Below are 13,394 nucleotides of genomic sequence, written 5' to 3' on the forward strand. Positions count from 1 at the left end.
GCTTAACAATCACATTGTCACGGGAAAAGCTTACTTTCCCGAAATATCCTATGCACTCTAAAAAGCAAATTGATAACGAATTGCTTTTTGTCAATATTAAACGATCGTACCTCCTCCATTTCTTGATGAATTTCTTGCCAGGTTTGTGCAAACTTTTTAGAAAAAGCAAACATTTTCATTTCGGCGAGCATGAGAGCTTTTTTTTGAATTTTATCAAGAATTTCATCACAAAATTGCTGAAATTGGATAGTTGAGGAAAGAGAGCTAAATGTCTGCGCAAAAGCATGTACTGCAGCAACGTTGCAAATTGGTTGACCCAAAAGAGAATCGATAGTTTCAGTAATTTTGAGTCCTTCATGACAAATCAATAGGGCTGCTCTTCGGGGAATTCCCTCAGATTTTCGGATGATCGTCTCAATAGTTTTTTCATCAATTGCATCGGTTTTTTCTCGATTATAAGAAACATTTTTTATAAACTCTCTCATCTCATTATCGTGTAATGGTTGCAAGAATATCCGTTGACACCGTGAACGAATTGTCGGAAGCAGTTTTCCTGAAGAGTGTGTAATGATAATGAATAAAGCCTTTGCAGGAGGTTCTTCGAGCATTTTGAGTATTGCATTAGCCGCGTTTTTGTTGAGATCATCAGCAGAATCAATAATGACAATGCGCCACTCCCCGTCCTGAGACGTTTGATTTAAAAAGCGAATAACATCTCGAATATCATCAATGGATATACCTGTTCTCAATTTTTGCGTTTTCAAATCAAAGCGACGCGAGATATGCAAAAAACCAGGACAACTGCCTTGCACAATTTGGCGCCATATAACTGAACTACAATCAGGTTGGAGAAAACCACCTTTTTGAGAGCTTAAAATGTTCCAAGAAAAGTGAAATGCCAGTGTAGCTTTTCCAATACCGCGCTCTCCTTCAAGCAATAATGCATGATGCAAACGCCCACTCTCACGCATTTTTGCTAAAAAATGACGAATACCTTCATGGCCAAAAATTGTGCCATTTTGTGAAGGAAAAAAAATTGCATCGTTATCATCTTGTTTGTTTAAGAAACTCATATTGTTTTTCATTAGAAATGACCCAATACTATTTGATCAAAGATGTCTTTTATTTTTTGCGCGATAATCCCCACTTCTCCAGTCGCATCAATCACACGAAATCTATGAGGTTCCTGTTTTGCTAACTGAAGAAAAGCTCGACGTCTTTGTTCCTGAATGTTCAGCTCGTCTTTTTCAAAATAGTCGGCTGTTTCTGTTTTTTTTCTTCGCAAATCTGCACGTTTTACACCGTACTCTGCTGGTACGTCCAATAAAAATGTTAAATCTGGCATTATCCCATTTGTGGCGATAGATTCTAGAGTAGAAAGAATGGAAGGGCTTATCATATTGTTGAGCCCCTGGTAAACACGCGTGGAATCTATGAATCGATCACATAAAACGATTTTGCCTTTTTGCAGAGAAGGTGTAATAAGCTCGGAAACATGATCAGAACGCGCTGCTGTTAGCAAAACCGCCTCCATTATCGGCCCATAATCTCGTGTTTGACCTGTCAACAAAACGTGGCGCATTATCTCTGCACCGATAGTTCCCCCAGGTTCTCGTGTTGTGACAACGTTATAGCCTTTGCTGTGGAGATATTGATTAAGCAAAGAAACCTGAGTTGTTTTTCCTGCTCCTTCCCCTCCTTCAAATGTAATGAAATAACCAGGCACGTATCACCCCTTAATCTTATTTATTATTTAAGCGTGTACCACAAATACTTTTCGTAACCACCCAATTGTAATTTCATACAATGCATCTTTCACTTTGGCAAAAAATCCTCCCTCCTGAATGTCGACTCCGGCAAAAACTGGCTTTTCAAGAAGAATCCTTTCACCTTCTAAAATTTGGATAACACCAACACGTTGCTCAAAAAATACAGGAGCTTTCAGTGGACCACGATATTTAATCTTCGCTTTAACATTATTTTTTTTTTCATTTGAAAGCATAAAACTCACCGGTTCTTTAACAATGAGCGGAACAAAATTTTGTGATCCACCGTACACGGATGCGCGACCAACCGTCTCTCCTTTTGCAAAAACTGTTTTAAGATCAAAAGCTTCGATTCCCCATTGAAGAATGCGTTCTACTTCTTTTGTGCGTCCTTTACCGTCCCGCAGACCATTGATTGCCAAAAAAAGACGCCGATGATTTTTCAAAATAGAAACGACCATTGAAAAGCCCTCTTTTTCACTGTAACCAAAGCCGAATCCCTCTACCCCAATTTTTTTGGCTATAAGGGGATTTTTGTTACGCTGAAAAATTTTATTCCAAGTAAAATGGGGTTCACGATAAAGAGCATAGTAATCAGCATATTCGTGAACAATATGACGCGCCAATGCTATCATATCGCGCGGTGTCACAAACTGCCCTTCTTCAGGAAGTCCTGTTGCATTGACAAAGTGGCTGTGCGACAATTTGAGTATCTTAGCTCGCTGATTCATTAATTTTGCGAAGTCTTCCTCATTTCCTGATATCCCTTCGGCTAAGACGATGGCCGCATCGTTCCCGTTAACAATAATCAAACCCCGCAAAAGATCAGAAATGCTAACTTCTGTTTTTATTTTCGCAAACATAGTGGTCATTCCCGAAGGCGCCCCACCCATACGCCAAGCATTTTCACTTACTTTAAATGTTTTCGTGCTGCTCAATGCTCCTTCTTTCAATTTATGAAATACAATCTCAGCAGTCATTAATTTTACCAACGAAGCGGGAAAAAAAGCAACGTCCCCCTGCTTTTCAAAAAGAATTGCTCCTGTTTCATCGTCTACTAGCAATAATTGTGACGCGGAAGTGTGAAAATCTTGCGCTTTCCCCTGCCTATACGACATCAGCGTAAAAAAAAATAATATAAATAAAACTCTTAACGTTGCATGCACAAGCCAATCCCCCCACTGCTGAAAAACAGGCACAAAAACCACCCGCACGAGAGCACGTACAGAAAGGAGGTCGCCAGCTTAGCACGCCCTCCATCCATAATGCGAAAGCGAATCAGCGGAATGCATCTGTTTTTCGCATAAACACTACTTCAGAAAACTAACACACCAAAAGCGCGATAGATCCTTAAGTAGTACCTATTTTGCAATTACAACAACGCCTGATCTCTTTTTTTAATAAAGGAACAACTCGTGCACCCTTTTTTGATATCTATCCTATCATAGAGAAATTATAGATAGAAAGTCAGCACAGCACACCGTTCTTTAAAACAATTGAAACTAACTTGTCCTTGCTTTTTAAAATTTCTTATTCGCAAAAGCAACTTGGTCAAATGAAATGGGCTTATTAATCAAAATAGGACCTACCTCCGGCAATTTCAGTGAATCAGCCCCATTTAAGATTCTTTGTTTAACTCCAACTTTAATTAAGCCTTCTTGACTGTTTGTATTAAGTTCTTCTGCTATAATGCCTTGCTTTTCTCTCGGAATTCTTGATAAAGCCAACAAAGATGCCCCTGGATCTCCAAACCTATAAGAAGCCGTTAAGTAAGCGCCGTCATAGTAACCGATGGGTGCCTCAGATATATATTCCACTTCAACATTTGTTACACCTGCATTCGCATAACCAAGCATTGTCGCAGCCTGTTTCGATAAATCGATGATTCGATCTTTCATAAAGGGACCGCGATCATTCACTCTAACGACGATAGAAGATCCATTCTCAAGGTTAGTAACACGAGCATAACTAGGCAAAGGCATCGTCGGATGAGCAGCCGTCAAGAGATTCATGTCATAAATCTCACCATTCGCAGTCAAACGCCCATGAAAATACCCGCCATACCATGATGCCTCCCCTACACGCTTATAAGCCGGATCACGTTGAGGATAATACCACTTCCCCTTTATTTTGTATGGCTTACCAACAGTAGCATACCCGATACTATTTTTTTTCGTTTTATTTTGTTTGTCCGGAATCTTTTTGATATCTCGTTTGCTTGAAACCTTTTTAGGTTTGGAAACGGTCTTCACCTCACTTATCTCATTATGATCAGAACTTTTTGCTGCAAATTGCGCTATTTTGCTCGTACTACAGGATACTAATAATTGGGAAATAGCTATTATAATGGCAGTTTGAGATGCCGACTTAATGATAGAAGTACTTTTTTTTTTATTTTTAAACATTTATCATCCCGCTTATTTATGTCGATTATTTATCTGAAGAAAAACAAACCGCATTTTTCGTAAACGACAAAAACTTATATTCATAAACTACCCCTTTTCGACGTTCATGGTATGCTTAAAATTTACTTTTTATCAAGAGGTTAATATAATTTTAACCATTTTTGTTATTACCGAAAAAAGTGTACACCATCTAACTATACGTTTTAATACTTTAAAATACAAAAGAATCAATATGTTAGCGTGAATCGCAAATGAACAATACACGTCCTAACAGATGGCAATGGATTGCGCTAATCAATGAAAAAGAGAACGTACAGCCAAAGGTCGGCACCGATGTGTGCCTAAAAGTTTATAGAATCACATACAAAAACGGATGGTGAGCGCGCAGGGATTCGAACCCTGGACCTACTGATTAAAAGTCAGTTGCTCTACCGGCTGAGCTACGCGCTCTCAAACAAGCTGTACCGCTTGCAGAAAGTGAGTGAAACATACGGTTGACTTTTCATTTGGTCAACACCTTTTAAAAGAAATATTGTCCTTTATTTTAGTTATTAATATTTTTTTTAATTTTTCCTTCTCATTGCCACTATGTATGCAGATCTTTCTTTTAAAATTCAGATAAAAACAACTAACAGCTCAAACCTATTGACAATAATTAGAATGCATATAATTGCAGAGGCTTTGAACAAAATAGATGCAAGGGAAGAAAGTATATGTATGTTATCGTTTTCGCAAAATAACAGAGCGAATACGTGAGAGATATTGTCGATAGGTATTTAAGAGATTGTTACTTCAATTGGGAAGATGTTATTTTTTCGGTATTTCTTTGAAAAGAATTAAACTTTAGATATATTTTACAATAAAATCATTTATAAAATTTTATTTATAACTACGATGAACTAATAAATAATATAAATTTTAATTTATTATTGCTTATAAAAGTAAATGATAAGATATAATGTGTATGTAAAGTTTTGTAAATTAACTAAAAAATACCTAGACGGCTTTTTTATTGGAACATTTAATGCTAACATGTAAGCAATATGAGCTACTCTTGTTCATCTATAATCATATAAAAAAAACTGGTGTATCTCCCTCATTCGATGAGATGAGAACCGCGTTGGAGCTTGCCTCAAAATCTGGGATCCACAGGCTTGTTACAGCCCTAGAAGAACGGGGTTTTATACGCCGCTTGCCTAACCGAGCCCGCGCAATGGAAGTTGTTCGTTTTCCTGGCAAAATAGAACTTAATTTTTCTTCGACTTGTAAAATCTCTCCTAGTATAACAGAAATAAAGGAAGGTAAAAAAAATATTACCATTCCTGTCATGGGCCGAATCGCTGCCTGGGTTCCGATTTCCGCTATATTGCAAAAAATAAATACACTTTCTTTGCCCCAGTGTATGATTGGTTCAGGTGAGCACTATGCTTTACAAGTCAAAGATAATTCTATGAGTGAAGCTGGCATTTTCGATAAAGATACTATAATTATTAAACGTCAAAATGTAGCCATATCAGGTGAAATTATCGTTGCATATATTGATAAAAAAGAAGCAACTCTAAAACGATACCAACGTAAAGGAGCATCTATCGCGCTAGAGGCTGCAAATCCTCATTACGAAGCCCGCACGTACGAGCCGGAACGTGTACAAATACAAGGTAAACTTGTGGGACTTATCAGAAAATATTGAAAGTATGGAAGCAAAACGCTACCTGAGATATCCTGAGCGCATTCTTGTGTAGCGCTATTTAGTACTTTTTTGTATATGTTTAACGAAAAACAAATTGGTATTTTCTTCAAATTATAAAAGTGTTATTCAGCGCTTTTTATCAAATATATAAACAAGTAGTGCTCATCACGGTAGCGTTCTGTGTTGATTTTATTTTTTTAGAGATAGAACTTGGTTGTGGATTCTAAGTAGTTTGATAAAGATTACAAATTTCATATAAGAGCTGTGATGGCAAGCTGGACGTGTATTAGTAATTTCCTAAATCAGTTGTTTTCTAGCATTCTAATGTGTTGCTGGAATCGTAAAAAAAATAATCATGACAAAGTGCCAAAGTTCTCACCATATACGCTATGTTTTGCTGTACTAAACATTGAAATTCTAACTCTCTACATTGAGGGAATTTACGCTTTGTCTTTCTCATCGTTGTTTTTTTACTGGATTAATTTATTTTATAAAAACTTGCTACATGCCACCAACATTGGGTGATAGGTACAAAAACCTTTCCTTTGCAAAGAAAATAAATTTTAGGATACTTAGGATGATAGAAAATTTTTAATATTTTTTATAATCAATATGTTAGTTCTTATTGTTTGTTCTGCACATTAAGTTGGTAACATAGGAAAAAATCGAACATCCGGGACAAACTGACACGAAAAGTACGAAACAGCACCATAACTCCTCTCTTAATGTAGCAAACTTTGACTTTTTATTTTTAGAATAAATTTTTATTGTCTCTTACGAATTACTCCACGCGGTTCTTTTCTATTTTTTGTTAGTAATACCTTCATTACAGCTTAAAGTTATGAAGAAATTACGACCCGCCTCTGGTCATATTCAACTTTCATGCAAATTTTTAAAATTAAAGATCTTTGTATCAAGTAAGTGACTAGGACGGACATTTGTTAAAGCACGAATCATCGTATCCTTACGTCCTGGCATCTTCTTTTCAATGTCTCTTAACATTTCCTTCATCGCATTTCTTTGCAAACCGTCTTGACTTCCGCAAAGTCCACAAGGAATAATAGGAAATTGCATTGCTTGAGAGAATTTTTCTATATCTTCTTCCGCAGCGTAAACGAGAGGACGTAAAACAAAAATATCTCCTTCATCATTAAGAAGTTTTCCGGGCATAGCTGCCAGCCGCCCACCATGAAATAGATTCATAAAAAACGTTTCTAGAACATCATCGCGGTGATGTCCGAGAATTAATGCAGAACATCCCTCTTCGCGTGCAATGCGGTACAAATTTCCACGCCGTAATCGAGAACAGAGAGAACAGTACGTTTGCGTATGCGCCAATTTATCTGTGACAACTGAATAGGTATCCTGATATTCAATACGGTACGGGATTTGATAAGAGCTCAAAAAATTAGGAAGAACATGTTTTGGAAATCCTGGTTGTCCCTGATCGAGGTTACATACCAAAATTTCAACTGGCAAAAGACCGCGCCACTTTAAATCCAAAAGGAGCGCCAGCAAGCCGTAAGAATCCTTTCCGCCCGACAAAGCAACAAGCCACTTTTTTCCCGAAGAAAGCATAGAAAAATCATCAAAAGCTTGCCGTACATGGCGCAAAAGCCGTTTACGTAACTTATTGAACTCAACAGTTGAAGGTGCAGCCCGAAATATCGGATGACAGCTCTCCACTTCCTCTGCGGAACAATTGGCTTTATCTACGCTTTTTTCCATCGCTTAATATTCAGTTGAAACACCATCTACAATGCCGTAGTCTACACGACAGGCAAAAACATACTACACGCACAACAACCACTTCGCGACAGCACACAAGGCCACAGAGATTGCGAAAAGACTGGGCCACGCACTTGATCCAAATCATAAGCGGACATGAGAGACAGACACGAAAACCCTAACACTCTAGCATGTCCAGGAAAGACCCTCTGACATCACTACCTCAAAAACCGCTACCCACAAGCGAACAAGAAACAAAGACAGTGCAACGGCTCCGATATAAGAATGAAATGGAGATAGAAATACCTCACAAACATCTAGCGAGAATAAAACTCAACAACCAAATTCGGTTCCATTTGCACGGCATAAGGAACATCCGTAAGGGCAGGAACGCGGGTAAATGTAGCTTTCATCTTGTCATGATCTGCTTCAATATACTCAGGAACATCACGTTCCGCTAACTGCACAGACTCTAAAACCAAAACGAGTTTCTTTGACTTCTCGCGAACTTCAATTACATCACCCGGCTTACAGCGATATGATTGGATATTCGTGCGCCGGCCATTCACATTAACATGACCGTGGTTAATAAACTGACGAGAGGCAAAAATTGTAGGTACAAATTTCGCGCGATAAACGATAGCATCCAAACGCGACTCTAAAAGTCCAACAAAGTTCTCACCTGTATCACCACGCCGACGGGAAGCTTCTTCATAAATTTTATGGAACTGTTTCTCCGAAATGTCGCCGTAAAATCCCTTTAATTTCTGCTTAGCGCGCAATTGCACACCGTAATCAGACAGCTTCCCTTTACGCCGCTGACCATGCTGACCCGGACCGTAATCACGGCGATTAACAGGAGATTTCGGGCGACCCCAAATATTTTCTCCCATACGACGATCAATTTTATACTTTGTTGTTTCGCGTTTACTCATCGCATTTCCTCTAAAAAAATTCTACCACGCCCAAGGAAACGCGCCCTCCTCTGCCCCCAAATACGAAGACCGACAGGGCGCTCCAGAACGCAATACGCAGAACCGCCCGCGGGACACGTCAACTAACGAAATTTTCTCGAAAGAAAACCCAAAGCAGACTTATTCACTTTATAAACCAAAGTCAACTCCTTTCGTTACATCTAAGCCAAATCCTTTTAATAAACGTTCGGTCAAAAGAGTTACATTCTGAGACGTAAATAACGCAAAATTTTTATGCTTCACTACATTCTGCTGACATATTTTTCCTGGCAACAGCGACCTCGCATACTTAGCAACAGCCTTTGCTGGATCAATCCATTTCACTGGCCATAAAGCCTGCTCACGCAATAAATCAATCAAGAAAGGGTAATGCGTACAGGCCAACACAATGACATCAGTACGCTTCCCACTTCTCTCGACAAAACATGGCAAAATTTCATCACGCACTTTTTTAGAATTAACGGGTTTTCCACGTAAATAACTTTCAGCGAATTCGGCAAGTTTCATACTCCCAACAAGCTGAACATGACACTGTTCAGCAAAAGAACTAACCAATTCGTGTGTATACGCGCACCTAACCGTCCCGGGAGTGGCAAGAACGGAAATAAGTCCAGACTTTGTTTTCTTAGCTGCCACTTTAATCGCAGGAACCGTTCCAACAAAAAGGATGTGCGGAAACTTTTCTCGCAAAATCCCTATCATCACTGTAGAAACGGTGTTACAAGCGATTATGCACAAACCAGGGCTGTAAAGCGTTAAAAGATTTCTAAAAATCTTTATAACGCGCTCCTTTAAGGCATTTTCTTCCCAAGTTCCATAAGGAAACCCTGCGTCATCAGCAACATAAATGAACTGCGCTTCAGGAATAAGGACACGCATCTCCCGTAAAACAGTCAGACCTCCGACCCCACTATCAAAAAAAAGGATAGGCTGTTCAACCATCAACATTTACGCTCACTTTGATTTTTTTTGCGATCAATATTTTCTGGTGCTCTGCTACCCCTCGGAAATTTGGGAGAAAAATGGTCTAGTGAAGATATAATCCCTCGTAGCAAGCAAACCTCTGATTCACTAAAATTGGCGCGTGTAAAAACAGAACGCACATTTGCAACCATTATCTCTTTACGTTCTTGAGGTCTAAAATACCCGCGAATATCCAATGCATCTTCTAATTGGGATAAAAAACCATGAAACATTTCTTTGTTGGCAGGCTGCGTTTTCTCTGCACGAAAAGCTGTGTCACTCACATCATTCAAACCCGATTTCATCCACTCATAAGACATGAGGAGGACTGCTTGCGCGATATTAAGTGACGCAAAAGCAGGATTAACTGGAAAAGTAACGATTTCATCAGCGAGGCTAATTTCGTCGTTTTCCAATCCCCATCTTTCTCTACCAAATAAAATTCCTGTATTGTGCCCAATATTTTCACGTTGACGCAATACACTGGCTGCTTCAACAGCACTTTTTACAGTTTTGAAACCGCATCTTTCACGCGCTGTTGTAGCAAAAACGTAGTGCAAATCTCTAATTGAATCGCGTAATGTATCGAAGATTACAGCATTATTGATTACATGATCAGCCCTACTAGCCGTAGCTTTGGCTTTTTCGTTTGGAAATGCTTCCCGAGGCTTAACTAATCGAAGTTGAGAGAGTCCAAAATTTGCCATCGCTCTTGCCACCATACCGATGTTTTCCGGTAGTTGCGGCTCAACTAAAATGATAATCGGGCCTTTTGTTAAGTTTTCACGATTTTTGTTTGTTCCAGCCATCGATTTCACCTAAAATTTTATGAACTATGCTTTATCATTGCTTATTTTTTACCGATTTAACCTTTTCAAAAAATATAAAGTAAACTTTTATCACCAATTTTTACCACGTTACGGACACTTTTACCTCATTTTAAACAAAAGAAGAAACAAAATTAGAGATTCTAAGCGGGTTAAAAGATGCAAACAACAAATTGTAAAAAATTCTACTTTTTTATGTTACGCAAGCCTCTTTGAGCCTTTTCACATCGGTATATCCTTGGCGTACCTTCATCTCCTAAAATCCGGTCATCGAAATTTATAATTTTAATTGAATTGTGGCATAATGCATTTTAAAAGGGAACATGCTATTTGCCACTGAACTTTTTCCTGCAAGGCTCGTTCGCCGTTACAAACGTTTCCTCGCAGACGTTACACAAGATGGCCGGAACATCTTCACGGTATCAGTTCCTAATACAGGATCGATGCTTGGACTGACAACTCCCGGATCGAATGTTTGGCTTTCTCATAACAATAATCCGAAACGAAAATACGCATATCAATTGGAGATTGTCGAAAAAGATAATACCTTGATTGGAGTCAATACAATCTTACCTAACACGCTCGCGATAGAAGCAATTCAAAGCGGTCTATTACCTGAATTAAGCGGGTATGAGACGATCTTGAAAGAACAACGCTACGGCACAAAATCTCGCATTGACTTTCTCCTTTGTGACAGCATTCTCCCTGACTGTTACCTAGAAATCAAAAATGTCCACTATGTTCGCGAGAAAGGTTTAGCGGAGTTTCCTGACACCGAAACAAAACGCGGCGCGCGTCATCTTGATGAGCTTATAAAAATTGTGCAACAAGGTAAGCGAGCCGCCATGCTTTACGTCATACAAAGGGAAGACTGCGGAACTTTTGCAATTTGCCATGATCTTGACCCCATTTACGGATGTAAATTTGACTTAGCGAAAAAATCAGGGGTAGAATTTTTTGCTGTAAAATGTCAAGTAAATACAAAAGGTATTTTTCCGATTCACCGAGTAAAAATAGAAAATAGAAAATAAAATGATTGATTACGTCGAATACAACAAAGTACCCTTGAAACTTAATGGACAGATTCGCATCTTTGACGACCACGCCTTTGCCAAAATGCGGGAAGTTGGTCGTATTGCTGCGGAATGTTTAGATGCGCTTGTAGATATAATTAAACCCGGCGTTACTACCCAAGAAATTGATGATTTTGTATTTGTTTTTGGTGCTGATCGAGGAGCTTTGCCAGCTGACTTAAATTATCATGGATACAGCCATTCCTGTTGCACATCCATTAATCACGTTGTTTGCCACGGTATCCCAAATGAAAGACTCTTACAAGAGGGAGACATTGTTAATGTTGATGTCACCTTTATACTTGATGGTTGGCATGGAGATTCGAGCCGTATGTATCCTGTTGGCAAAATTAGGCGAGCTGCAGAACGCTTACTGAAAATAACGCATGAAAGCCTCATGAGAGGGATTTCTGTAGTCAAACCCGGAGCGACTACAGGTGATATCGGCGCGGCCATTCAACGCTATGCTGAGTCTGAACGTTGTTCAATCGTGAGAGATTTTTGTGGACACGGAATCGGTCAACTTTTTCATGACGCTCCGAATATTCTACACTATGGGAATCCTGGAGAAGGAGTAGAACTCAAACAAGGCATGATGTTCACAATCGAGCCCATGGTAAATCTTGGTAAACCACATGTTAAAATCTTATCCGATGGCTGGACCGCCGTTACGCGCGATAGGTCGCTGACCGCACAATATGAGCATACTATAGGTGTGACAAACAAAGGATATGAAATCTTTACACAATCTCCTAAAGATATTTTTTATATCCCAAATTCATACTCTTGAGTAAATACAGAAATATCATGGCTAAAAAATCAAATAAAAAGGGAGACAGCCAAAGTAAGAATTTTGCATCAACACCAAGTTCTCCATCGGCCCCAATATCAAAACAAAAAAATGAAAAGACTCAGAAAAATTCACAAACACAGAACTATTATCTAGGACATCGCAAACGTCTACGTGCACGTTACCTAAAGACAAAAGGAAACGGACTCGAAGATTATGAATACCTCGAATTATTGCTTTTTCGCACTATCCCCCGAGCGAATACGAGGCCTATAGCTAAGAGGTTAATGGAACGTTTTGGCTCTTTAATTGAGGTATTGGGGGCGGATTCTCGTCGAATTCAAGAAATTCAGGGATGTGGTCCAGAGACGGCAACAGACTTAAGGATTATCTTAGATGTTGCGGGACGTCTTGCTCGAGCAGAGCTACGTAAACGTGATATTTTTTCATCGTGGGATAAAGTATTGGCCTATTGTAAGGCTGTCATGGCTCATGAGACACGTGAACAGTTTCGCATTTTGTTTCTTGATAAGAAAAACGGCCTTCTTTCTGACGAAGTGCAACAGGTTGGAACGATTGATCATACTCCTGTTTACCCTCGCGAAGTTATTTCTCGAGCTTTAGAATTGTCCGCATCAGGGCTTATCTTAATCCACAATCATCCTTCCGGAGATTCTTCACCTTCCCAAGCAGACATATCAATGACATACAGATTAAAAGACGCAGCAAATGCACTGGGAATTGTTATCCACGATCACATCATCATCGGACGCAATAACCACACAAGTTTTAAAGAATTAAAGCTTATATAAACCTTCACTGAATGAAGGTTTTCTTCATTCAATAATTTTCTAACTTTCAAGGTCAATGTCCAATATAGCCATAGAAAAATTATAGGATAATTCATCCTCATCTTCATCTCGATAGATGATACCTAAGAATTCATCCCCAATATAAACCTCACAAGAATCGCTCTTTTTAGGTCGTCCTCTTACTTGTAGTGCTGAATTTTGGAATGTGCTTTTTAAATAACTATCGAGTTTTTTTATTTCATTAGCATTCACCACACCCTCCTATTTTATTTAAATTGCTAATCAGTTTCCTCTTAACAAATAAAATGATCACATGATTCTGTAAAGAACGTAAAAAAATTATTCTAAATATTGATTATTTATAAT

Annotated in this window: 13 protein-coding genes and 1 tRNA gene; 4 read left to right on the plus strand and 10 right to left on the minus strand. The window is 38.8% G+C overall.

Going from position 1 to position 13,394, the window contains the following annotated elements; all coding sequences use genetic code 11:
• Positions 1-17 precede the first annotated feature (17 nt).
• The 5 genes from WCP75_RS03210 to WCP75_RS03230 all read right to left on the minus strand — a co-directional run bounded on the left by WCP75_RS03210 (position 18) and on the right by WCP75_RS03230 (position 4,621).
• Positions 18-1,073, minus strand: coding sequence for a DNA polymerase III subunit delta' (locus WCP75_RS03210; protein WP_336276810.1), 1,056 nt, complete (start codon positions 1,071-1,073; stop codon positions 18-20).
• 11 nt (positions 1,074-1,084) lie between these two features.
• Entirely contained in the window at positions 1,085-1,726 is a 642-nt protein-coding gene (gene tmk / locus WCP75_RS03215) for a dTMP kinase (protein ID WP_336276811.1), read from the minus strand.
• Positions 1,727-1,753: 27 nt separating this feature from the next.
• Positions 1,754-2,932, minus strand: coding sequence for a D-alanyl-D-alanine carboxypeptidase family protein (locus WCP75_RS03220; protein ID WP_442894944.1), 1,179 nt, complete (start codon positions 2,930-2,932; stop codon positions 1,754-1,756).
• A gap of 354 nt (positions 2,933-3,286) precedes the next feature.
• A complete protein-coding gene (locus WCP75_RS03225) occupies positions 3,287-4,171 on the minus strand; it encodes a septal ring lytic transglycosylase RlpA family protein (RefSeq protein ID WP_336276813.1) in 885 nt (294 codons plus the stop codon).
• A 374-nt stretch (positions 4,172-4,545) separates the two neighbouring features.
• Positions 4,546-4,621: transfer RNA gene (locus WCP75_RS03230), tRNA-Lys, on the minus strand.
• A gap of 574 nt (positions 4,622-5,195) precedes the next feature.
• Here WCP75_RS03230 and lexA point away from each other — a divergent pair.
• On the plus strand, positions 5,196-5,861 hold the full coding sequence (lexA, locus tag WCP75_RS03235) for a transcriptional repressor LexA (RefSeq protein ID WP_336276814.1): 666 nt from the start codon (positions 5,196-5,198) through the stop codon (positions 5,859-5,861).
• Positions 5,862-6,734: 873 nt separating this feature from the next.
• Here lexA and ttcA read toward each other — a convergent pair.
• The 4 genes from ttcA to WCP75_RS03255 all read right to left on the minus strand — a co-directional run bounded on the left by ttcA (position 6,735) and on the right by WCP75_RS03255 (position 10,335).
• Positions 6,735-7,589, minus strand: coding sequence for a tRNA 2-thiocytidine(32) synthetase TtcA (gene ttcA / locus WCP75_RS03240; RefSeq protein WP_336276815.1), 855 nt, complete (start codon positions 7,587-7,589; stop codon positions 6,735-6,737).
• Positions 7,590-7,906: 317 nt separating this feature from the next.
• A complete protein-coding gene (gene rpsD / locus WCP75_RS03245; protein WP_336276816.1) occupies positions 7,907-8,524 on the minus strand; it encodes a 30S ribosomal protein S4 in 618 nt (205 codons plus the stop codon).
• A 168-nt stretch (positions 8,525-8,692) separates the two neighbouring features.
• Positions 8,693-9,505, minus strand: a complete 813-nt coding sequence (murI, locus tag WCP75_RS03250) for a glutamate racemase (RefSeq protein WP_336276827.1) — start codon at positions 9,503-9,505, stop codon at positions 8,693-8,695.
• The gene (locus tag WCP75_RS03255; protein ID WP_336276817.1) at positions 9,505-10,335 is read right to left on the minus strand and encodes an RNA methyltransferase; all 831 of its coding nucleotides are present in this window, start codon (positions 10,333-10,335) and stop codon (positions 9,505-9,507) included. The genes murI and WCP75_RS03255 overlap by 1 nt, the downstream gene beginning before the upstream one ends.
• A gap of 341 nt (positions 10,336-10,676) precedes the next feature.
• Here WCP75_RS03255 and sfsA point away from each other — a divergent pair, with 341 nt between their 5' ends.
• Genes sfsA through radC form a run of 3 tightly spaced genes read left to right on the plus strand, consistent with a single transcriptional unit; the run spans position 10,677 to position 13,028 of the window.
• Positions 10,677-11,384, plus strand: a complete 708-nt coding sequence (gene sfsA, locus WCP75_RS03260) for a DNA/RNA nuclease SfsA (RefSeq protein ID WP_336276818.1) — start codon at positions 10,677-10,679, stop codon at positions 11,382-11,384.
• Position 11,385: 1 nt separating this feature from the next.
• Complete coding sequence (map, locus tag WCP75_RS03265; protein WP_336276819.1) at positions 11,386-12,216, plus strand: type I methionyl aminopeptidase; 831 nt, start codon at positions 11,386-11,388, stop codon at positions 12,214-12,216.
• A 17-nt stretch (positions 12,217-12,233) separates the two neighbouring features.
• Complete coding sequence (radC, locus tag WCP75_RS03270) at positions 12,234-13,028, plus strand: RadC family protein (RefSeq protein ID WP_336276820.1); 795 nt, start codon at positions 12,234-12,236, stop codon at positions 13,026-13,028.
• A gap of 39 nt (positions 13,029-13,067) precedes the next feature.
• On the opposite strand, the gene WCP75_RS03275 is transcribed toward radC, so the two are convergent.
• Complete coding sequence (locus tag WCP75_RS03275; protein WP_336276821.1) at positions 13,068-13,280, minus strand: DUF3126 family protein; 213 nt, start codon at positions 13,278-13,280, stop codon at positions 13,068-13,070.
• Positions 13,281-13,394 lie beyond the last annotated feature (114 nt).

Origin of the sequence: Bartonella numerosa (genome assembly GCF_037070845.1) — a bacterium.
GTDB lineage: Bacteria > Pseudomonadota > Alphaproteobacteria > Rhizobiales > Rhizobiaceae > Bartonella.

Bases quoted from the DNA above. Each gene is read 5' to 3' on its own strand.
- WCP75_RS03210 (WP_336276810.1), bottom strand. From the start codon at position 1,073: ATGAGTTTCTTAAACAAACAAGATGATAACGATGCAATTTTTTTTCCT.
- WCP75_RS03225 (WP_336276813.1), bottom strand. From the start codon at position 4,171: ATGTTTAAAAATAAAAAAAAAAGTACTTCTATCATTAAGTCGGCATCT.
- lexA (WP_336276814.1), top strand. From the start codon at position 5,196: ATGCTAACATGTAAGCAATATGAGCTACTCTTGTTCATCTATAATCAT.
- ttcA (WP_336276815.1), bottom strand. From the start codon at position 7,589: ATGGAAAAAAGCGTAGATAAAGCCAATTGTTCCGCAGAGGAAGTGGAG.
- rpsD (WP_336276816.1), bottom strand. From the start codon at position 8,524: ATGAGTAAACGCGAAACAACAAAGTATAAAATTGATCGTCGTATGGGA.
- murI (WP_336276827.1), bottom strand. From the start codon at position 9,505: ATGGTTGAACAGCCTATCCTTTTTTTTGATAGTGGGGTCGGAGGTCTG.
- WCP75_RS03255 (WP_336276817.1), bottom strand. From the start codon at position 10,335: ATGGCTGGAACAAACAAAAATCGTGAAAACTTAACAAAAGGCCCGATT.
- sfsA (WP_336276818.1), top strand. From the start codon at position 10,677: ATGCTATTTGCCACTGAACTTTTTCCTGCAAGGCTCGTTCGCCGTTAC.
- map (WP_336276819.1), top strand. From the start codon at position 11,386: ATGATTGATTACGTCGAATACAACAAAGTACCCTTGAAACTTAATGGA.
- radC (WP_336276820.1), top strand. From the start codon at position 12,234: ATGGCTAAAAAATCAAATAAAAAGGGAGACAGCCAAAGTAAGAATTTT.